19 protein-coding genes are annotated in these 19,384 nt (G+C 66.5%); 6 read left to right on the forward strand and 13 right to left on the reverse strand.

What is annotated here, in order from left to right; genetic code table 11:
• Window positions 1-163: 163 nt before the first annotated feature.
• Entirely contained in the window at window positions 164-1,195 is a 1,032-nt protein-coding gene (gene hemE / locus QX108_RS11550; RefSeq protein ID WP_409998507.1) for a uroporphyrinogen decarboxylase, read from the forward strand.
• 4 nt (window positions 1,196-1,199) lie between these two features.
• Here hemE and hemC read toward each other — a convergent pair whose 3' ends face one another.
• The 3 genes from hemC to QX108_RS11565 form a co-directional block, all read right to left on the reverse strand.
• Window positions 1,200-2,177 (reverse strand): hydroxymethylbilane synthase, encoded by a 978-nt coding sequence (gene hemC / locus QX108_RS11555; protein WP_315721430.1) that lies wholly within the window; start codon window positions 2,175-2,177, stop codon window positions 1,200-1,202.
• Window positions 2,178-2,192: 15 nt separating this feature from the next.
• A complete protein-coding gene (locus QX108_RS11560; RefSeq protein WP_315781968.1) occupies window positions 2,193-3,818 on the reverse strand; it encodes a choline dehydrogenase in 1,626 nt (541 codons plus the stop codon).
• 93 nt (window positions 3,819-3,911) lie between these two features.
• Window positions 3,912-5,099: an acetate/propionate family kinase gene (locus QX108_RS11565; protein WP_315781970.1), complete on the reverse strand. Its 1,188-nt coding sequence runs from the start codon at window positions 5,097-5,099 to the stop codon at window positions 3,912-3,914.
• Window positions 5,100-5,259: 160 nt separating this feature from the next.
• Between QX108_RS11565 and QX108_RS11570 the strand changes: the two genes are divergently transcribed.
• The gene (locus tag QX108_RS11570; protein ID WP_315726333.1) at window positions 5,260-6,294 is read left to right on the forward strand and encodes a cobalamin-independent methionine synthase II family protein; all 1,035 of its coding nucleotides are present in this window, start codon (window positions 5,260-5,262) and stop codon (window positions 6,292-6,294) included.
• A gap of 136 nt (window positions 6,295-6,430) precedes the next feature.
• Window positions 6,431-7,099 carry a hypothetical protein gene (locus tag QX108_RS11575; protein WP_315781972.1) on the forward strand — a complete coding sequence of 223 codons (669 nt, stop codon included), beginning with the start codon at window positions 6,431-6,433 and terminating at the stop codon, window positions 7,097-7,099.
• Window positions 7,100-7,111: 12 nt separating this feature from the next.
• Here QX108_RS11575 and QX108_RS11580 read toward each other — a convergent pair whose 3' ends face one another.
• From QX108_RS11580 to QX108_RS11600, 5 genes are all read right to left on the reverse strand, one after another.
• Window positions 7,112-8,092, reverse strand: a complete 981-nt coding sequence (locus QX108_RS11580; RefSeq protein ID WP_315781974.1) for a PDR/VanB family oxidoreductase — start codon at window positions 8,090-8,092, stop codon at window positions 7,112-7,114.
• Between the two features lie 11 nt (window positions 8,093-8,103).
• The gene (locus QX108_RS11585; RefSeq protein WP_315721435.1) at window positions 8,104-8,859 is read right to left on the reverse strand and encodes a GntR family transcriptional regulator; all 756 of its coding nucleotides are present in this window, start codon (window positions 8,857-8,859) and stop codon (window positions 8,104-8,106) included.
• A 5-nt stretch (window positions 8,860-8,864) separates the two neighbouring features.
• The gene (locus QX108_RS11590; protein ID WP_315721436.1) at window positions 8,865-9,908 is read right to left on the reverse strand and encodes an aromatic ring-hydroxylating dioxygenase subunit alpha; all 1,044 of its coding nucleotides are present in this window, start codon (window positions 9,906-9,908) and stop codon (window positions 8,865-8,867) included.
• A gap of 304 nt (window positions 9,909-10,212) precedes the next feature.
• Complete coding sequence (locus QX108_RS11595) at window positions 10,213-10,611, reverse strand: hypothetical protein (RefSeq protein ID WP_315781977.1); 399 nt, start codon at window positions 10,609-10,611, stop codon at window positions 10,213-10,215.
• A gap of 87 nt (window positions 10,612-10,698) precedes the next feature.
• Window positions 10,699-11,307: a nuclear transport factor 2 family protein gene (locus QX108_RS11600; RefSeq protein ID WP_315781979.1), complete on the reverse strand. Its 609-nt coding sequence runs from the start codon at window positions 11,305-11,307 to the stop codon at window positions 10,699-10,701.
• 402 nt (window positions 11,308-11,709) lie between these two features.
• On the opposite strand from QX108_RS11600, the gene QX108_RS11605 reads away from it, so the two are divergent.
• Window positions 11,710-12,054 carry a hypothetical protein gene (locus QX108_RS11605; RefSeq protein ID WP_315721439.1) on the forward strand — a complete coding sequence of 115 codons (345 nt, stop codon included), beginning with the start codon at window positions 11,710-11,712 and terminating at the stop codon, window positions 12,052-12,054.
• Between the two features lie 192 nt (window positions 12,055-12,246).
• Here the strand turns inward: QX108_RS11605 and QX108_RS11610 are convergent, their stop codons facing one another.
• Window positions 12,247-12,948 carry a peptidoglycan-binding domain-containing protein gene (locus QX108_RS11610; RefSeq protein ID WP_315781981.1) on the reverse strand — a complete coding sequence of 234 codons (702 nt, stop codon included), beginning with the start codon at window positions 12,946-12,948 and terminating at the stop codon, window positions 12,247-12,249.
• A 224-nt stretch (window positions 12,949-13,172) separates the two neighbouring features.
• Window positions 13,173-14,069 (reverse strand): peptidoglycan-binding protein, encoded by an 897-nt coding sequence (locus QX108_RS11615; RefSeq protein ID WP_315781983.1) that lies wholly within the window; start codon window positions 14,067-14,069, stop codon window positions 13,173-13,175.
• Between the two features lie 375 nt (window positions 14,070-14,444).
• Between QX108_RS11615 and QX108_RS11620 the strand changes: the two genes are divergently transcribed.
• Window positions 14,445-14,924 carry a VOC family protein gene (locus QX108_RS11620; RefSeq protein WP_172114082.1) on the forward strand — a complete coding sequence of 160 codons (480 nt, stop codon included), beginning with the start codon at window positions 14,445-14,447 and terminating at the stop codon, window positions 14,922-14,924.
• Window positions 14,925-14,958: 34 nt separating this feature from the next.
• Here QX108_RS11620 and QX108_RS11625 read toward each other — a convergent pair whose 3' ends face one another.
• Entirely contained in the window at window positions 14,959-15,678 is a 720-nt protein-coding gene (locus QX108_RS11625; protein ID WP_315781986.1) for a class I SAM-dependent methyltransferase, read from the reverse strand.
• Between the two features lie 41 nt (window positions 15,679-15,719).
• On the reverse strand, window positions 15,720-16,676 hold the full coding sequence (locus QX108_RS11630) for a LysR family transcriptional regulator (RefSeq protein WP_315781988.1): 957 nt from the start codon (window positions 16,674-16,676) through the stop codon (window positions 15,720-15,722).
• Between the two features lie 136 nt (window positions 16,677-16,812).
• Here QX108_RS11630 and QX108_RS11635 point away from each other — a divergent pair, with 136 nt between their 5' ends.
• Entirely contained in the window at window positions 16,813-18,093 is a 1,281-nt protein-coding gene (locus tag QX108_RS11635) for a gallate dioxygenase (protein ID WP_315721448.1), read from the forward strand.
• A gap of 40 nt (window positions 18,094-18,133) precedes the next feature.
• Here QX108_RS11635 and QX108_RS11640 read toward each other — a convergent pair whose 3' ends face one another.
• Window positions 18,134-19,294, reverse strand: coding sequence for a PcfJ domain-containing protein (locus tag QX108_RS11640; RefSeq protein ID WP_315781990.1), 1,161 nt, complete (start codon window positions 19,292-19,294; stop codon window positions 18,134-18,136).
• Window positions 19,295-19,384 lie beyond the last annotated feature (90 nt).

Below are 19,384 nucleotides of genomic sequence, written 5' to 3' on the forward strand. Positions count from 1 at the left end.
AACGCGTGTTCCCCGATGACCAAGGCGTCCAGCTGCCGCAGTGGCCCCCGCACCCCGGCGCTGGCGGACCGATATGAGCTTGGCCGGAACCGCCCGGCCATGTATCACGGACGGTAAGCTGTTCCCCCGAGGTTGCGGAGCCCCGAGCGTGAGTGAGACTGCCGTGAACAAGCCTTTCATCGACGTGCTGGCCGGTCAGCGCAAAAGCGTACCTCCGATCTGGATGATGCGGCAGGCTGGCCGCTATCTGCCGGAGTATCGCGAGGTCCGTGCCAAGGCGGGCGGCTTCCTCGACCTCTGCTTCAACCCGGAGCTCGCGGCGGAGGTCACGCTGCAGCCGATCCGACGCTTCGGCTTCGATGCGGCGATCATCTTCTCCGACATTCTGGTGATTCCGCACGCTCTCGGCCGCAGCGTCCGCTTCGAGGTCGGCGAGGGACCGCGGCTCGATCCGCTCGATACGCCGGAGAAGATCGCGACGCTGTCCGCGCAGGCCGACCTTTCCAAGCTGGATGCGGTGTTCGAGGCCTTGCGCCGCGTTCGTGCGGAGCTGCCGCAGAGCACCGCGCTGATCGGTTTCTGCGGCGCACCGTGGACGGTCGCGACCTACATGGTCGCCGGCCATGGCACGCCCGACCAGGCGCCGGCGCGGCTGCTCGCCTATCGTCATCCCGATGCCTTCCAGAAAATCATCGACGCGCTGGTGGACAGCTCGATCGCCTATCTCTTGAAGCAGCTCGAGGCCGGCGCCGACGCGCTGCAGATCTTCGACACCTGGGCCGGTGTGCTGTCCCCCCGCGAGTTCGCCCGCTGGTCGGTCGCACCGACCCGCCGCATCGTCGAGGGCGTGCGCAAGCTCAGGCCGGATGCCAAGATCATCGGCTTTCCGCGCGGCGCCGGCGCGCTGCTGCCTGGCTATGTCACCGAGACCGGCGTCGATGCCGTCAGCATCGACTGGACCGCGGAGCCGGGCCTGGTGCGTGAGCGGGTGCAGAGCAAGGTCGCCGTGCAGGGTAATCTCGATCCGCTGGCCTTGATCACCGGCGGCGCGGCGCTCGACCAGGCGGTCGACGACGTGCTGACGAGCTATTCAGGCGGCCGGCACATCTTCAATCTCGGCCACGGCATCCTGCCGGAGACGCCGATCGCAAATGTCGAGCAGATGCTGGCGCGCGTGCGCGCCTACAAGGGATGACCGACTAACGGGGCCGGCTGCGCTCGATCAGCTCAGCCGCGCCGTTGCCGAGCAGTTCGAGCCCGACCGCCCGGCCGAGCTCGCGCGGACGATCAGCGGGGCCGCTGCGCTGGGCCTCGATGAAGCGGCCGCCGTCCTCGTCGAGCACCGAGGCGGTCAGCGTCATCTGCGCACCGTCGATGGTCGAGAAGCCGGCGATCGGCGAGTTGCAGTGGCCGTTCAGCACCCACAGCACCTCGCGCTCGGCATCGGCGCAAGCCCGCGCCGCCGCATCGTCGATGGTCGCCAGGATGCGGCGTGTCTCGAAGTCGGCCGCAGGGCATTCGACCGCGACGATGCCCTGCCCGGCGGCCGGCAGCATGTCGGCGACTGGAAATTCGTAGGAGGCGCGGTCGGCAAGGCCGACCCGCTCAAGCCCGGAGCGCGCCATGATCAGCGCATCCGCCGGTCCCACCGCACCGCCATCCGGCAGCCGCTGCAGCTCGCCATTGTCGAGCTTGCGGATGCGGGTGTCAGCGGCGCCGCGGAAATGGATCAGCTCGGCATGTGGAAACAGCCGCCGCGCATAGGCCGCCCGGCGCACAGCATTGGTGCCGATCTTGAAGCCCCGGCCGCCATCCTTGCGAAAGTCCTCCAGCGACAGCCCTTTGCGCAGCACCAGCACGTCACCCGGCGGATCACGCGACAGCAGCGCCGCAATCACGAGACCCGGCGTCTCCTCGTTGCCGGGCATGTCCTTCAGAGAGTGCATCGCCGCGTTCAGCTTGCCGTCCAGCATCGCCCGCCGGATCTCGGCGACGAACGCTCCGCCCTTGCCGCCATGGGTCAAGAGCTTGCTGGTCTGGTCGGAGTCGCCGGTCGTCTCGAATTTGACGATCTCGATGTCGAGCGACGGAATGGCGGCCTGCAGCCGGCGCGCGATCTCCTCCGTCTGCGCCAGGGCCATCGTGCTCTTGCGGGTGCCGATCCGGAAACGTGTCACGAACTCATTCCTACGTCAGCGCGCGTCCTGCAAGATCATGTCGGAGGCCTTCTCCGCGATCATGATGACCGGCGCATTGGTGTTGCCCGAAACCAGGTCCGGCATGATCGAGGCGTCGACGACGCGCAGGCCGTCGATGCCGCGCACGCGCAAGCGCTGGTCGACCACGGCCAGCGCGTCCGTTCCCATCCGGCAGGTCGAGGTCGGATGATAGATCGTGCTGCCGGTCTGCCGGCAATAGGCCAGGATGTCGTCGTCGCTCACGATCTTGGACCCCGGATAGGCTTCATCCGAGACATACGGCTTCAGGGCGGGAGCCGCCAGAATTTTCCGCAGGATTCGGAGGCCGTCGACATTGGCGCGGCGATCGGTCTCGCTGGCGAGATAATTGATGCGGATTTCCGGCGGCACCGCCGGGTCGGCGCTCCTGATCCGCAGCGATCCCCGGCTTTCCGGCCGGAGCTGGCAGACCGAGGCGGTGAAGCCGGAGAAGGTGTGCAGCTTCTCGCCCATCTTGTCGGTCGAGAACGGGATGAAGTGGATCTGGATGTCCGGGCTCGCGAGCCGCGGATCGGTCTTGAAGAAGGCGCCGGCGGTACCGGCTGCGATCGTCAGCGGCCCCTTGCGGAAGGCCGCGTAGCGCGCACCGGCCAGCATCTTGCGCACGGGATGATTGACGATGTCGTTCAGCGTGATGCGCTGGCTGCAGCGCATGACGATGCGCACCTGCAGATGGTCCTGCAGATCGCTCCCCACACCGGGCGCATCGAGCACGACGTCGATGCCATGCTGCTTCAGCAGGTCACCAGCACCGACACCGGACAGTTGCAGCAGCTGCGGCGAATTATAGGCGCCGCTCGACACGAGGATCTCTTTGCGAGCGCGTGCTGTCCGCAGCCGGCCGCGCTGGCTGAAGGTCACGCCGCACGCCTTACGTCCTTCAAACAGGATGCGCTGGGCCAACGCGTCCGTCTCCACATGGAGATTGCTGCGGCCGAGCGCCGGCCGGAGATAAGAGACGGCGCTGCTGGCGCGGCGGCCGCGCCTTGTCGTGGTCTGGAAGAAGCCCGCGCCCTCCTGGGTCGCACCGTTGAAGTCGGCATTGAACGGCAGACCGGTTTCGACCGCCGCCTTCACGAAGGCCTCCGACAAGGGATCCTCGTGCCGCCAATCGGCGACCGGCAGCGGGCCGCCGACGCCGTGAAAATCATCGCCGCCACGCGATTGATTTTCCGCGCGCTTGAAATAGGGCAGCACGTCGTCATAGCCCCAGCCGACATTGCCGCGCTGCCGCCAGCGGTCGTAGTCCTCGTGCTGGCCGCGGACATAGAGCAGGCCGTTGATCGAGCTGGAGCCGCCGAGCACCTTGCCGCGCGGCTGGAACACCGATCGACCGTCGAGCCCAGGCTCCGGCTCGGTCTGATACATCCAGTTGACGGTCTTTTCCTTGAACAGCTTGCCGTAGCCGAGCGGGACGTGAATCCAGATGTTGGTATCCTTCGGACCCGCTTCCAGCAGCAGCACCTTGTGCCTGCCATCGCCGCTGAGCCGGTTGGCGAGAACACAGCCGGCCGAGCCGGCACCGACCACGACGTAGTCGAACTCCAGGTCCGCGTCACGCAACGCCACGCTGCCTTCCATCGCTTCCCCACCCGGCTCTCTTGTTCTTTCATCCTGGAGATACCAAAAATCCAGGACATGCAAGCGGCAAATCCGCAGGTCAGGCCGGCCCCGTCAGCCGCTGCGGCGCTCGGCGAGCAACCCCGCCGCATGCCGTGCCATCATCATCTCCTCATTGGTGTTGATCACGAACGCGCGGATGCGCGAGCGATCCGAGGAGATCACGGTTTCGCCCGCGCGATTCCTGCCCTCGTCCAGCTCGATCCCGAGCCATTCGAAGTTCTGGCAGATGCGTGCCCGGATCCGCCATGCGTGCTCGCCGATGCCGCCACAGAACACGATCGTGTCGAGGCCGGAGAGGACCGCAGCCATTGCGCCAAGCTCGCGCCTGATGCGATCGACGAAATAGTCGATCGCCTGAAGCGCCTCGGGCGTTCCGGCCGTCTCCAGCTCGCGCATGTCCTGAGACAGTCCGGACAAGCCCTTGAGACCCGAATGATGGTAGAGCAGATCGGCGACCGCCTCGGCCGTCATCCGCTGCTCCTGAAGCAGGTAGAGCACGACGCCCGGATCCAGCTGCCCGCAGCGCGTGCCCATCGGCAGGCCGTCCAGCGCGGTGAAGCCCATCGACGAGCCGATGCTCCGTCCGTCGCGGATGGCACACATCGACGCGCCATTGCCGAGATGCATCACGACCACCCGGCCCTTCTCGTCCTGCGGCGCGATCTCCTTCAACCGCGACACCACGTACTCGTAGGACAGGCCGTGAAAGCCGTAACGCCGGATGCCTTGATCGTAGAAATCGCGCGGCAACGCATAGGTATCGTTCACCCAGGGGTGGGCGCGATGGAACGCGGTGTCGAAGCAACCGACCTGCAGCGCATCGGGAAATGCACGCTGCGCGGCTCGCACGGCGGAGAGATTATGAGGCTGATGCAGCGGCGCCAGCGGGGCGAGCGTCTCCAGCCGTTGCAGGACATCGTTCTCGATGACGACTGGTCCGGCGAATGCAAGGCCGCCGTGGACGATGCGATGCCCGACCGCGTCGACCGAGGTACGACCGACGGCGCGCTGCAAGACGTCGAGCACGCGACCGAGAGCCGCCTCATGATCGGCAGCGTCGACGGCATCGATCCGTTCGTCGACGACCATGCGGTCATTCGACTTCGCAGTCAGCTTCGCCGCCGCGCTGCCCAGTCCCTCGATCTGGCCGCGCAGGATTTCGACCAGCTCGGCATCTTGCTCGAACAATGCAAACTTGATCGAGGACGAGCCCGCATTGAGGGTCAGGACGTGTCGCATTCGTCACCCCGCCTGGTCTCTCGGCAGCCCGCCGCCAGCTGTCAAACTGCAGAAAATACGACCCATTTTCATGACGATCCAAAGACAAACAAAACGCTAGGTTGCATTATCATGGCCCGATGCTCGCTCGGCGAGACTTAGGAGGACCATTGCGGTGACCATGCCTCGACATCTCCTGCCGACCACAGTGGTTGGAAGCTACCCGCAGCCGGACTGGCTGGTCGATCGCGCCATGCTCTCCAAATCCGTTCCCCGCATTCGGTTGCAGGGCATGTGGCGGATTCAGCGGCCGCTGCTCGACGAGGCGCAGGACGACGCCACGATCGTCGCGATCCATGACATGGAACAGGCCGGGATCGACATCGTGTCGGACGGCGAGATCCGCCGCGAGAGCTATTCCAACCGCTTCGCCACCGCGCTCGACGGCATCGATGCCGACAATCCCGCAATCATCATCTCGCCCTCCGGAATCAAGACGCCGGTGCCGCGCGTCGTCGGCCCAATCCGGCGGAAATATCCGGTCGAGCTGCGCGACATGGAGTTTCTCCGCCGCAGCACCGCCCGCGCCGCCAAGATCACCCTGCCCGGACCGTTCACTTTGAGCCAGCAGGCGCAGGACGATTTCTACCGCGACGACGAGGCGCTCGCGATGGCCTTTGCCGAAGTCGTCAATGCCGAGGCCCGCGATCTGCAGCGGGCTGGCGCCGACGTCATCCAGCTCGACGAGCCGTGGGTGCGCAACAACCCGCAGGCGGCGCGGCGCTATGCCGTGAAGGCGATCAACCGCGCGCTGGATCAGATCACGGTGCCGACCATCGTTCATGTCTGCTTCGGCTATGCCGCCATCGTGCCGGGCTCGAGCAAGCCGAGCGGATACGCCTTTCTGCCCGAGCTGGCCGACTGCTGCGCAACGCAGATCGCGATCGAGGCGGCGCAGCCGCGGCTCGACCTTGGCGTTCTCAAGGATCTCTCGGCCAAAACGATCGTGCTCGGCGTGCTCGATCTTGGCGATCCCGAGGTCGAGCCGGTGGCGGTGGTCACCGAGCGCATCCGCAACGGACTCAAGGTCGTGGCTCCGGAGCGGCTCGTCGTGGCGCCGGACTGCGGCATGAAGTATCTGCCGCGCGCGACCGCCTTCGGTAAATTGAAGGCGATGAGCGCCGCGGCGGCGCGAGTGCGCGAGGAGCTCGCCTGACGCCAATGTGGCAGACGCGGCGCATGTCGGGCAGCGCCGTCCACGGCAGCGCCACCCTGCGACCCCATTGCCGGAATAAGGCAGGCGACGAATGCCCCGGGTCGGCTGCGCCGATCTTGTCGGAATGGAGGCTCCGATGGCCGTCTGCGTCACCTCGAGACACGTCGCCGGTGCGATCGCCCTGCTCGGCTGGGCGTGCAGCGGGACTGCAAGCGCCGATCCGATCGACGACGTCATGGGCGGGCTGCTGCGCGACGCGCGCAGCTCGTTCGCACGCATGGTGCCGCTCGAGCTCGTGCCGACGATGCCGTCGTTGCAGCCTCCTCCGATCCAGCAACCCGGCCCGCCGCCCGTTGCCGTGCAGCAGCCGCCAACGCCCGCTCCGCAGGCGGCGAGCAAGCCGCCGCCTGTCCCCGAGCGGACGGCAAGGACACGTCCTGCACCGCCCAGTCCTGCACCGCCCAGTCCTGCCGCCGCGGCGGTCGCCGCCGCCGATGCCGCAGAGACCATCGCCGACGCCAATCTCGACGCCGCGCTGGCGGCCAACGAGAAGGCGGTCGCCGAGCGCAACGCGGCCGACGCGCTGGCGAAGGCCAATCCCACGCCCGCCAACATCGCTGCGGCGAAGGCGGCTGCCGAGGCTGCCCACGTCGCCGAGGCGAATCTCACCGACGCGCTGCTCACCGACAAGGATACCGATGCGCGCCTCAAGGCGGCGCGCGAGGCGCTTGCCGCGGAACAGGCCGGCCGGAAGCAGACCGCCCGGCCACAGCCCGCAATGCCGGTCAGCCTGACCGACAAATAGCCCGCCGAAAGCTCACAGCGCGTCGGCGCGCTCCAGCGTATCGATCGTCACCACGCCATGGGCGCGCGAGACGCAGGCGCACAGCTTGCGGCTCTCGTGCTTCTGCTCGGCGCTGAAGAACACGTCGCGATGATCGATCTCGCCCTCGACCTCGACCACGTCGACGGCGCAGACGCCGCACTCGCCGCGCCGGCAATCCGCCATGACCTCGTGGCCGGCGGCGTTCAGCACATCCAGCATCGAGCGGTCACGCGGCACGACGATCTCCTCGCCGCTATCGCGCAGGCGAACCTTGAACGGCTCGGTCGACAGCCGCCCTGATGATCCGAACGTCTCGTAGCTGAGATCGGCGGGCTGACGGCCGCATGCCGCCCAGGCGCTGCGTGCCGCATCCAGCATTCGCATCGGCCCGCAGAACAGCACCGCGGCGCCGGCCGGCAGGCCCGCAAACAGGCTGGCCAGATCCAGCCGCTGCGACTGGTCGGCCGCATAGACGGCAAGCCTGTCGCCGAGCAAGGAAGAGAGCTCCTCGACATAGGCGGCGTCGGCCTGCGATCTCACCGCGTAGTGCAGCGACACGTTCGGCGTCTTGCGGACAAGCGCCTGCGCCGCGCCGACCATCGGCGTGATGCCGATGCCACCGGCGACGAGACAATAATGCGGCCGCTGCCAGTCGACCTGCAGCAGCGAGGTGGGGCTCGTCACCTCCAGCCGCGCGCCCTGCTGCAGCGACCACAGATAACGCGAGCCGCCGCGGGAATCCTCGGCAAAGCGCACCGCGATCCGGTAGCCCCGCGGATCGGCCTCGCCGACCAGCGAATAGGAGCGCACATCCGGCTGGCCGCCGACGAGGACGCTGACCTTGATGTGGCTGCCGACCGGATAGGGTGCGCAGACGTAGTCGTCGGGCCGCAGGATGAACTCGCGAATGCTGGCCGCGAGGTCCCGCGTCGAGACCAGCGTTGCCGGCGACCAATTGTCCTGGAAGCGCATGATCGTCTCCGTCAGCTCGGGTTCGATGCCTTGATCAGAACGGCGGCCGGCACGAGATCCATCGGACCGCGGGCCTTGACCGCCAGCCGCAGATTGCGGGCGGCGAGACGGGCGTGCTCGCGCATGATGGCCTCGGCACGCGCGCCCTCGCGATTCTCGATCGCGTCGATGACGATGCGATGATGCTCCTGCGCGACCACCAGGATGTGACGCGCTTCCGGCAACGCCGACTGCGCCATCACGAAGCCGCTCGGCGAGGCGAACGGCAGCGCGCTGGCACGATCGACCTGGCGGATCACCGGAGGGCTGCGCGACAGCTCGGCCAGCAGCGCATGAAAACGCGCATTGAGCGCGACGTAGGCGGAGAACGCATCGAAGGAGATCTCCTGCGGCGCGATCAGCTCGTCGATCTGGGCGAGGCACTCGCGCATCGGCTCGGTGTCGCGCACGGACACGCCGCGCTCGGCGGCCAGCCGCGCGGCGAGGCCTTCCATCGTGCCGCGCACCTCGATCGAATCGAGGACGTCACGCTCGGAGAACGATTTGACCATGAAGCCGCCGGATGGAATGGCCTCGAGCAGCCCCTCCTCCTCCAGCCGAACCAGGGCCATCCGCACCGGCGTGCGCGAAACGCCGGCAGCTTCGACCGCCTGCAGCTCCGAGATCCGTTCGCCAGGCCGCAAGCCGCCGGTCAGGATCAGGTCGCGCAGCGTGAGCTGCGCCCGGACGGTCTGCGAGATCGAGCGCTCGTTCTCACGCTCTGCCATTCCATTCACTCCGCGGCTTCGCGCAATGGCGTCTCACGTGCGATCATCCGGTCGATGATCCGCCGCGCCCACATTGCGCCTGCATCGATGTTGAGATTGTAGAACACGCGGCCCGGGTTCTCGTCCATCGCGCGCTGCTGCGCTTCAAGAATCAGCTCGTCCTCTCGGAAGATGCCCGACACGCCTTCGCGGATCTCGGTGGTCAGGCGCTGCTCGGCGAGCTGGTAGTTGCGCGCGAAGGCCCAGAAATAGTGACATGTCTTGTCGGTCTCCGGCGTGATGGTGTTGAGCACCATGCCGTTGACGCCCTGCGAGCGGTCGCCCTCCGGCGCGCCCGTCCCGGCCGGCGCGACGCCGACATCGATGGTCACCGTGCACGGCGCCTCGAAGCGGATGATCTGCCAGCGATCGACCAGGCCGGGCTTGCCGAGCTGCTTGGCCCAGAACGGCGGCGGCTCGATGCCGCGCATCCAGCGCGTCACGGTCGCGGTGCGTTCGCCATGGGTGACGTCGAACGGCGCTTCCGCCACGGCGTCGTTGCCGATCGACGAGCCGTGCACGAAGGTCTCGTGCGTCAGGTCCATCAGGTTGTCGACCACCAGACGATAGTCGCATTTGACCTGAATGGTCTTGCCGTCGCCGGCCCATGCCGGATCGTGATTCCAATGCATGTCGGGGATGTCAGCGGGATCGGCGAGCGCCGGATCGCCCATCCACAGCCAGACGAAGCGATGGCGCTCGACGGCCGGATAGGCGCGCACGCAGGCCGAAGGATTGATCGTCTCCTGCGACGGCATGAAGGTGCAGCGCCCCTGCGGGCTGAACTTCAGTCCGTGATAGCCGCAGACGACGGTATCGCCTTCGAGCCGCCCCTTCGACAGCGGCACCAGCCGATGCCAGCACGCATCCTCGAGCGCGGCGATGGAGCCATCCGCCTTGCGGTACATCACGACGTGCTTGCCGCAGATCGTCCGCGGCAGCAGCGCTTGCTTCACCTCGGCGTCCCAGGCGGCGGCGTACCAGGCATTCATGGGGAAGGAAGCGACCATGGGCGTGTCCTCTGCTGGTATTTTAGTATACTCTCTGCAGACCATTGTATACAGCGAGCGCCCGTATCTGACAAGAACACACGTTAATTTACCGTTTTGCGCTCATTTTGGTATACATACTCCATCTGGCATACCAGCATGGAACATCTCCTCGGCCGTTCCCAGTCGAAAAACTGATGGACACCCATCATTTCGGCCTGCTCATCCGCGTCCCAGGGACGAGCGTCCAGTTGCCATCCCGGCGGAGCAACTCGGCGTCCTGGTCGTAAGCGCCTTTGTCGGTGCTCCACCTCGGCGCGCAGCCTCAGCCGGTCATCGGCGTCCCGCCCCGCCACCTCCCGTTTTCGTTTTGCTTGGCCTTGTAACGGAACTCGAGCTTCGGCGGATCAGACTCATCGATCGCCGGGAAGTAGCGCAGCAGGTTGCAGCCGACGCACGTCTCGCTATCGTCGCCATCGCAGGCCGCGCGGTTCCCGCGATAGGCCTTGGACTTGCCGCCCTCCAGCATCAAGGCCAGCGTCTCCGCCTTGCGTGCGAACAGCCCCTTCAGACGCGTGCGGCAGGCGGCATCCTCGACGGCGTCCTTGATCGTGCATTCGACTGGCGCCGTCTCGGCGCCGGCAGTCGATGGGGCTTGCGCGAATGACGAAGGGCGGGAGGAAAGAACACCAAGACACGCCACCGTCACCATCGTCTTCGACATGCAGGCCCCCTTCACCACCCGCCGCCCAGGCGCCACGGCCCCGGCTGAACCGCATCCGTCGCGGCGAGGTGATGAGCGGTTCAATGCTCACAGCGGAGCACCCTCCAGCCATGCCGCACCGCGCGCATACAGCGCTTCGACCTCCGGTCCCTTCAATCCCGGCATGTCGCGCTTGACCGTGTAGCCGATGCGGGTCTGCAAATAAGCAAGATGGCGATAGCCGACCGGAAACTGCTCCAGCAGCGCGCGATCGAGCGCCGGCACCGCGCCCGGAGTGACCGGGTCCATGCGGTCCTTCTCGTAGATCGGCTGGCGCAGCACGATGCCCCATTTGCCTGCGCGCTTCTCGAGGAAGTCGTAGAAGCGGCCGGTGCAGAGCACGTCGCACGCGACGCCCTCGACCTCGGCGCGCTGCGAGATCGTCATCTTGGTCTGCGCAATCGCGCGGGCTCCTGCGAGATCGACCGAGATGCCGCCGAGGAAGTGCAGGATGTTGACGCCCTTCGCCCAGGCCGCCTTGCTGATCTCGATGAACTCGTCGCCGGTGCCCTGCGTCCAGGTCGCCATCATCCGCCCGTCCGGGTGCCACACGGTGCGAAAGCGCTCCCAATCGCCCGCATCGCGCCAGATCGCCCAGTTCTGCAGCAGCTCACGGATCTGGCGGTCGTCTTCGATCTCGGCGGCGGTCTTGGTCATGACGGTTTCCTCTGCAAGTTGTCGCTGCTGGATACGGGATCGCGGACGTACTGCAAAGTCACGGCTGCTCATAGCTGCCCGGACCGCGTGTCAAATTCAGTGTCGTCCCGGCCTCGAGCCAGGACCACTACGCCGCGCCGGATGTGGCCGGGTGAGATCCGTCAACACGCGTGCCCTAAAAAACTCCCTGGGGTTATGGGTCCCGGCTCAAGGCCGGGACGACAGCGGAGGTTTCGGCTGGCGCCTTCCAACACACGGCTCATCTGGAGACAAGGATCGAGTGGGGACAAATATCGAGACACATCATCGCCGTCTCGCGGCACGGGGTGCCCGAGTGATGCATCGTCATGTCCCTCCTGATCACGAGAGGGCGCGGGGAAGGCCGGACCTCGGCTGAGGCCCGTGGCCCGCCTGCAGAAAGAAAAGCAGGCGGCAGTCACCACGAGTACAGCCAGACAGACCCGGCCTTCCCCGCGCGACGGTTTTACGGTGTCCTTCGTGCTCTCCCTGGGGATCGGCTCTCTTGCCCCCATCGCCCGCGCGTGCCGTCACAGCAACGACCGCGAGCTTGACCTCAGCGTCGAGAGGCCAGGACCACACGACTTCGCCGTCCGCAACGGCTCGCGCTCGTCTGGCACGGCCGTCACGTCCATCGCCGCCCACCTCCACGTTCGTGACGACGCGTACGTCCCTCTGCACGAGGCGGGTTGCGCAGAGAAAAACATGATTTCTGAAAAAACGCAATAGAAAAGTTACGCGAGCGACAACGAACCAGAGGAGCCGACCCGCACCGATGGCGGTGCACGACGGCTCCTCCTGATCGAGATCACCCGGGCGAGCGGCTCCAGGGAGAACGGGACGCCCGACACGTTCCGAGCGCGACGCCCGGTCCTGACCAGCCGATGGGTGCAAGGCGCCGCACGCGCGGTCGCCGCGTGCTTACAGCTCGATCTTCAGTCGCTTGGCGGTCTGCGGACCAACCTGGCCATCGACGATGAGGCCCTTGGTCGCCTGGAAGGCCGCGACGGCGGCCACGGTGAGATCGTTGTACTCGCCGTTGATCGGACCCGGATTGAAGCCGAGATCGCGCAGGGCGCGCTGGATGTCCTTGATGACGGAGGCCTTCATGTTGGGCCGGCCGATCGCATAGAGCTTGGTCGGCTCCTCCAGCTCGAGCTCCTCTCCCGCCTCGCGATAGGTGAAGTTCGGCAGCAGGACACCCGTGTCCCAATGCCGGCCGGAGACCTTGCCCGCGCGGACGCCATAGGCCGTGCCCATGGCCTCGACGGTGCCGCCCTTGCCGTCGCACACCACGATGTGCCCCATCATGCCTGGACCGGGCGGATAGCGAAGCAGGATGGCGCCGACGGTCGACGCGGCCTGCTGCCACGGAATGCGCTTGCCAAGCCGTTCCGAATCCGTCTTCCAGGCGCCGGTGTAGGCCTCGACCGTCGCGGGATTGGCCTTGTCATCGACGCAGCCGTAGAGAAATCCCCCGATCTGATAGACCAGCCACGACATGAACTCGGCGCAGTCCCATGGACCATGCCAGTTCTTGTTGTTCTTCGGCACGCATACATTGACGTATTTCTCGCCAATGCGCGTCTTCGCCAATTGCAGCATCTTCTCGCCGTCGGTCATCGACATCCCTCCTGCCTCTGAAAACTGCGTCATGAAAACTGCGCACGGTCGCGCCGAGACGCGACAGCGGCCACGAAAAGAAATGCGACGACGTTCGATCGGCCCTCGGATCCCAGCGCCGCGTTAGATCATGATGCGTTTCGGCGGAAACGCATCATGATCTTATCTCTTTGTTTGAGCATGATCTTTTCGGAAAACCGGTTTCCACTTTTCCGGATCATGCTCTAGGCGGCGCGATCCGACGTCGGCCGCGCATTCAAGCGAAGTCCGAGCGCCGCCTGCGTCACCACGCCGGCATTGCCGTCCACCGGAATCTTGGCGTGAGCCTGGAACCACTCGACCGCCTGCGCCGTGGCCGGGCCATAGCGTCCGTCCACCACCAGCGCCGGCGTGGCTCCGAGATCGTTCAGCGCCTCCTGAAGCTCGCGGGTCTCGTCGGAGGCTGCGGCCGCCTTCCAGGCCACGTCGAGGGCGCCGGCCTTGCCGACGATGGCCCAGATGGTCTCGAACAGATCGGTTCGCCCGCTCAGGCCATTGTAGCCGCCATTGATGATGCGCGTGATCCTGCGGATATCGTTCTGGTCGGCGTAGCGGTTGAGGCCGCCCTCGTCCCATTCGTGCAGCGCCGGCAGCAACGCTGCCTCGGGAGACACGATCAGATCGGGATCGGCGTAGAAATCGACGCCGGTGAGCTTGCCCATTCTGGCGTAGTTGGCCCCGCCCGTGGTCTGCAGCAGGCCGCCGCCGCGATATTTGTAGCCGTCTCCCGGCTTGGTATTGCCGAGCTCCTTGGCCTTCTTCGGATTGCCCAGGCCGTAGACCCGTTCGGCCAAGGCGCGATCATTGTTGAGGTACTGATCGACCTCATCGGGCCGGATCGCCGCACTGTGATGCCCGACGCCGAAGATCTCCAGCAGCCGCGCCGCGGTCTTGTATTTGAGGCTTTCGAACAGAACGGTGCCCCGCCCGGTCTCGTACAGCGCCTGGGCGAGGAAATGCGCGATGCGCAGCGGCGTGTCTATCTTGAAGCGTTCGAACTGCTCGTCGCCGGTTTCGAACGCCTTCAAGTAGTTGGGGTAGCAACGCGGAGCAACCTTGCGGACAATGGAGACGATGCGCATCGCAAACACTCCCGAAAACAATGTCACACGAGAAACGGTCTTCGAAACAGTCACATCCGACGCCAGCATGGGGGGCCGCTGCAGGCGATTGCTGCATCGCGACACTTCCGGCTCTCCGATCGACGCTGATCGGCCGATGGCGACGATCGCGTCGGGGGCGTTTCGAGCCGGCCTCAACCTTTGGTCGCGCGAAGGTGACGTTCGGTCGGGGATCTCGAGAATTTATTTTTCCCAATCGCCGGCCGAGCGTGTCGGATGGTGCAGCCCGGCACCGTCCTTGGATCAGCCAGATCGACGACGCGCTGGCCTGAGCACAGCCCAACGGCCCGCATCGCGCGATGCGCGGCCTGCACCGGGAATTGAAGGGAACTCACAATGGCAAAGCACAAGAACACGATCTGTCTGTGGTACGACAAGGACGCAGAGGCGGCCGCGCGCTTCTATGCCGAAGTCTTTCCCGACAGCCATGTGAGCGCCGTGCACCGCGCGCCCGGCGACTACCCCTCCGGCAAGGCGGGCGACGTGCTGACGGTGGAATTCACCGTGTGCGGCATCCCCTGCATCGGCCTCAATGGCGGCCCGATGTTCACCCATAACGAGTCCTTCTCGTTCCAGATCGCGACGGACGACCAGGCCGAGACCGACCGCTACTGGAACGCCATCGTCGGCAATGGCGGCCAGGAAAGCGCCTGCGGCTGGTGCAAGGACAAATGGGGACTCTCCTGGCAGATCACCCCGCACGTGCTGACCAACGCCATGGCCGAAGGCGGCGAGGTGGCCAAGCGCGTGTTCGCCGCGATGATGACGATGCACAAGATCGACGTCGCCGCGATCGAGGCGGCGCGGCGGGGATGAGTGCGTGGCGAGACGGAGCGCCGCGCGCTCCGTCTCACGGGCGCAGGCAGCGCAGATGCAGGAACAGCGGCACGCGCAGCCAGCGCCGGCTGCTGTCCCGCGTGATGATCGCCTCGGGCGTCGACGGCTCGCGCAGGGCCTCGATCAGGAAGCCTGCCTGCTCCAGCGCGGCAAAATAGCTCTGCAGTGGGCGATGCGCGCTGTGGAAGGTCATGCTGAGACCGTCGCGCTCGACCGGATCGCTGTAGGTGAAGCAGTCCAGATAGCTTCCCTGGATGACGAACGGCGCGTCCGCCGCCAGACCCGCAAATCGTCCGGCCGAATTGAGCGGATGGACGATCGCCATGCAGAGCCGGCCGCCCGGCTGGAGCACCCGCGCCGCTTCGCGGACGGCCGCCGGCATGGCGTCGACGTCCTGCAGCGACATGAACGCGATCGCGAGGTCGGCGCAGGCATCCGCCAGCGGCAGCGAAGCCGCATCGGCGCGGATGACGGCAATGGAGGGATCGCTCTGTCTGGCCGCGGCGATCAGAGATGGCGAGGCATCGAGGCCGATGACCCGGTGCCCGCCGGACTTGAGCTGCCGGGACAACCGGCCCTCGCCGCACCCGATGTCGAGCGTGAGCTCTCCGGGTGGTGGCAGGAGGCGGCTGAACTGCTCACCGTGATGACGCCAGAAGCTGTCGTGCCCCGGCGCCCTCGCCCAGGCGAGCCACTGGCCGGCCTGATCTTCCCATCGCTCACGCATGGTCATGACAGCCCTCGTCGGACGGATCGCTTCAAGAGCCGCGCGTCTTAGACGCCTTCGCGAGGGAAGTCATGTGACGATTTCATTGCAGGCGCCGCGCCGCCGCGCGCCGGCTCGGCGCAGATCTCCTCGAGGAAATCGAGGAAGGCCCGAGCGCGCGAGGAGATCAGCTTCCGGCTCGGGAAGATCGCGGTGAGCTGGGCGGCACGGGTATCGAACACGACCTCCCTGCCGATCTCGACGAGGCGGCCCTCGGCGAGCAGTTCGACGCAATAATGCTCCGGCAGGAACGAGACGCCGGCGCCGTGGGCGACGGCGCGGCGCACGGCGAGAGGGTTGTTGATGCGCGCGACATGCGGTCCGACGTCGAAGCGGACGAGATGACCATGCTGCTTGATCGTCAGGGTGCGGTCGCCATAGCGCCGCTCGCAGATCATGAGATGACGCTCGAGGGCGCGGACGTCGTCGCCGACGTCATGGGCGGCAAGATAAGCGGGGCTCGTCACCCAGATCAGGCGGCCGCCGATCAGCACCTTCTGCGCCAGCTCCGAATCCTCCTGCACGCCAACGACGACCGCGATGTCGAAACGATCCGCGAGCATGTCGATGGCCCGCGTGGTCGCCTCGACGTCGAGCTCGATGCGCGGATAGCGGCGGTGGAATTCGGCGAGCTTGGGCGCCAGGATCTCCTCGCAGAAGGCCGGCGGCAGCGCCACCGACAGCCGGCCGCCGGGCACGCCGACCAGCCCGGTCATGACGGCATCGGCTTCCGAGACCTGGTCGAGGATCTTCTGACATTGCTGGAAGAACAGCTCGCCCTCGCGGGTGACGCGAACGCGCCGCGAGTTGCGGTCGAACAGGCGGATCCCGAGGTCCTGCTCGAGCCGTGCGACCGATTTGCTGACCGAGGATTTCGGCATGCCGAGAGAGCGCGCGGCGCCGGTCATGCCTCCGGTCGCCACCACGGCATGGAATACCGGAATGTCCTCGATCCGCCACTTCATCTCGCGCCCGCTCGTTCATTGGGAGAAACGATCCGTGCACACTAGCATTGTTGTCTAACAGGGGAAACTTCGTAAGGTCCCTCGAGGCGCGGCCGCGCGTCATTGCCTGATGCGGCCCGCATTCGAGGAGGGACACATGGCCCGGATCATCGGCGGCATCGGCGCGTCGCACTCGCCAACGATCGGCTTCGCGCTCGACACCCACAAGCAGAACGATCCGGCGTGGAAGCCGATCTTCGACGGTTTCGACGCCGTGCGCGACTGGGTCAAGCGCAAGGACATCGACGTCCTGTTGATGATCTACAACGACCACATCACCTCGTTCTTCTTCGACCACTATTCGGCCTTCGCGCTCGGCATCGACGATCGCTACGTCGCGGCCGACGAAGGCGGCGGGCCGCGTGACGTGCCGCCCGCCAAGGGTCATCTCGGCCTGTCGCAGCACATCGCCATGGCGATGGTGGCCGATGAGTTCGACATGTCGTTCTTCCAGGGCAAGCCGGTCGATCACGGCCTGCTCTCGCCGCTGTCGATGATGGGCGACGCGAGCGGCCCGTGGCCGGGCAGCGTGGTCCCGCTGCAGGTCGGCGTGCTGCAGCTGCCGATCCCCAACGCGAAGCGCATGTGGAAGCTGGGCAGGACGTTGCGCAAGGCGATCGAGAGCTATCCGGAGGATCTCAACGTCGCGATCTTCGCCACCGGCGGGCTGTCGCACCAGGTGCATGGCGAGCGCGCCGGTTTCCTCAACGAAGACTGGGACCGCGAATTCCTCGATCTGCTGGAGAAGGATCCGGCGAAGCTGACCGCGATGCGGATCGCCGACTACGCGATCAAGGGCGGCATGGAAGGCGCCGAGGTGATCATGTGGCTGATCATGCGCGGCGCGCTGTCCGACCAGGTCAGGCTCGTGCACAAGCAGACCTATGCGCCGTCGGTCACCAACATCGCCACGCTGGTGTTCGAGGATCTCGGCGACGCGCCTGATCCGCAGGCGATCGCGGCCTATCGCGCGCATGTCGGCCACGAGCTGCAGGGCGCCGAGACGCTGGCGGGCACCTATCCGTTCACGCATGGCCGCAGCCAGGCCAATTTCCGTATCAACGACTTCCTGCACCGCCTCGTCATCCCCGCGCACCGCAAGAGATTCGTCGAGGAATTCGATGCGCTCGCAGACGAATATGAGCTGACGGCAGAGGAGCGCGAGCTGATCCGGAACCGCAAATGGATCGAGATGATCAGGCGTGGCGTGAGCTTCTTCGTGCTGGAGAAGATGGCCGCCGTGATCGGCGTCTCCAACCCGGAAGTCTATGCCGCCTTTCGCGGCGAGACCCTGGAGGCCTTCCTCAAGACGCGCAAGGTGCCGATGCGCTATTCGGTCGCCGGCGGCGCCAAGGCCGACGCGATCGACGCGCATTGAGACACGCACGGCCTGCGCCGCCCACGAGGAGCGGCGCAGGTCATGTCTCGAGCAGGATGATGCCGCGCGCCTTGGCCCAGCGCTCCAGCACCTTGCGCTCGTCCGGATGCGCCGGGCGGTTGGCGAAGCCGCGCACCTGCACCGCGCGGTGCTGCCGGTCGAGCTCGATCGTCAGCAGCCGATCGACGTTGCCGGGACGGCGGTAACGCAGCGACCAGATCGAGGCGAAGCCGGCGATGCACTTCGCCGCGTAGCTCGAGACGCAGTGCCGCATGGCGCGGGACTCCGCGACCAACGACTCCGCCGTGCGCAGCTGCGTGATCACATACTCGTCACGCTTGGCGGATGCCTTGGCTGACGGGCTCCACGACCAGTCCGCCAGCTGGGCGCCCGGCCAATGCACGGTGAGATCCGCCTCTCCGGCCGAGCGATGACGCGCCAGCTCCGCGCGGCGCCGCGCCGCCTCGATGCGTGCGACCACCGCGAGGTCGCGATGCCAGGCCTGCATCAGACGACGCAACGCCGCGAGCGAGCGCCCCTTCAGGCTGAACTTGCGCTCGCGCCGGCGGCGATCGGCGATGTAGTCGCAGAGATCGTCGATCTCCTCGACCGTCGTCGGCTGCGCGCAGAAGAACTGCGCCGCCTCGCGCCAGAAGGCGAGCTCGCCGCGCGGCGTCCGCGCGATCCTGGACCGCGTGATCCGCGACACCAGGGCCGGATCATCGGTGGTGGAGCGCGCGATCGCCTGCCAGATCGCCTCGTCGAAGCCGACCGTGCCGAGCGGGTTGAGGAAGGCGTGAACCTCCTTGCGCGACAACAACGCCGACGCGCCCGCCTTGTACAGCGAGCCGCCGCCGGCGGCCGCGACGTACCAGCGCTTGCGCAACTCCGTCTCGGCGCGGTCGAGCCCGGTCGCGTCGATCCAGACCTGCTCCAGGTGCGGAGCGACCGGATAGCGCGCGAACAGATGCCGTGCGGCCGCCAGCCGCAGACGCGCGGGATCGCGCGTCTTCAGCTTCGGCTTCCAGCTCGCAGGGTCGCGGATGGTGTCGGCAGCGAAGCCACGTTCCGCCTCACGGATCGCATTGTGCAGGTCCGGCGGCGGACGCGTCGGCCGCGCCACACGGCGCAGCGTCAGCTCATAGGCTTCAACTCGTGCGCGCTCGGCCTCCTGCCGGCGCGCGATCAATGACTTGGCCATCGTCGTTCAACATCAAGTCGTTCAACATCAAAGAGTGACTATCAGCCGGACGCACTGCGAGCGTCGGCACGGATCGTGTCGCGCACAGTG

The organism is Bradyrhizobium sp. SZCCHNR1002, assembly GCF_032381435.1.
Classification (GTDB): Bacteria; Pseudomonadota; Alphaproteobacteria; order Rhizobiales; family Xanthobacteraceae; genus Bradyrhizobium; species Bradyrhizobium aeschynomenes.